Origin of the sequence: Tardiphaga sp. (assembly GCF_041424195.1) — a bacterium.
Classification (GTDB): Bacteria; Pseudomonadota; Alphaproteobacteria; order Rhizobiales; family Xanthobacteraceae; genus Tardiphaga.
In genome coordinates this window covers 1-1102 of record NZ_JBGMOE010000152.1, presented here as the reverse complement: position 1 = coordinate 1102, position 1102 = coordinate 1, and the positions used below count along the sequence as shown (strand labels likewise).

Here is a 1102-nt window from a genome sequence, read left to right as displayed (position 1 = left end):
CGGCGCGGCCGCCTACCGGCCATCATAATTGACGCCGACCGGACTCCGTAATCGACGCGCTACACAATCCGATCAGGAATTGAAATAGGGCAAAGGCGCGCTCGCAGCACGTCCCTATTTGGTTAAATCATGTGTCTCCATAGCATTGTAGCGCCAGTTGGGGATGACTGGTGCTCGGTAAGCGCCGACGGAAGGTGACGTTGACGCGGCCTGTCAGGCTTTGCGGCGTGTCCGCGGCGCCCATTTTTTCGCGAGCGCTTCCAGCCTTGCCTCGATCAGGGGGATATCGGGCTGGGCGTTGGGATCATGGTCGTCGCCGAGGGTATCGAGCGCTTCTTCATGATATTCATGCTGGGGGTCGCCGAGCGCTTCGAGCTTTTCGGCGTAGCCCCATGGCCCGCCACTGTCCTCCGGCGGCCGCATGCCTACTGCATCGAGGATGAGCGGATATGTCAGGTGCGGGCTGGCCGCGCTGACGCGCTCGATCTTGACGCTATGCTCCCAGGCGTCGCCAAAGTCGTAGAGATATCGGAAGGTCGTGCGCCTCGTATCCGCCAGGACCTGGGCGAGAGTGGCCTTACGGGCGTCGAGCGGCCCGTCGAAGCCATATTCGGGATCAGGGATGCCGAAGCCGGTTTGCCCGAAGCTCATTTCCCACAGGTGAGAGTCCGTCCAGGAGAAGGCAGTCTGGAAGACGGTGTGCAGACGATCGAGCCGGATATTGAGCGGCACCTCCAGCGTTCGGCTGACGGCCGGTGTGACATCGTCCAGCGTAATCTTCATCCGCACGACAGTGCCGTTGCTCACGCAGCCTTCTCCAGATCGTTGGTCAGCCTCGATGCCTGCCACTTCCATGGCAGGAAGTCATCGATCCGATTGATCGGGTGGTTGCCGATGTGTTCGATGACGTCGGTGAACCAGGCTTCGGGCTCGACGCCGTTTAGCCGGCATGTGCCGGCCAGGGAGTAGAAGAGCGCGGCGGCCTCTCCACCCTTCATGGAGCCGACGAACATCCAGTTCCGGCGTCCGAGCGCGACACCGCGCAGCGCGTTTTCCACCAGATTGTTGCTGATCTCGAGCCGACCGTCATCGCAGTAGCGGA

Annotated in this window: 2 protein-coding genes; both read right to left on the bottom strand. The window is 61.7% G+C overall.

Features of this window, described 5'->3' with window-relative positions:
• Positions 1–213: 213 nt before the first annotated feature.
• Positions 214–807: a plasmid pRiA4b ORF-3 family protein gene (locus ACEK02_RS19740; RefSeq protein WP_371420260.1), complete on the bottom strand. Its 594-nt coding sequence runs from the start codon at positions 805–807 to the stop codon at positions 214–216.
• Positions 804–1102, bottom strand: a 299-nt coding sequence (locus tag ACEK02_RS19735; protein ID WP_371423263.1) for a transposase domain-containing protein, incomplete at its 5' end; no start/stop codon positions are given. The genes ACEK02_RS19735 and ACEK02_RS19740, both read right to left, overlap by 4 nt.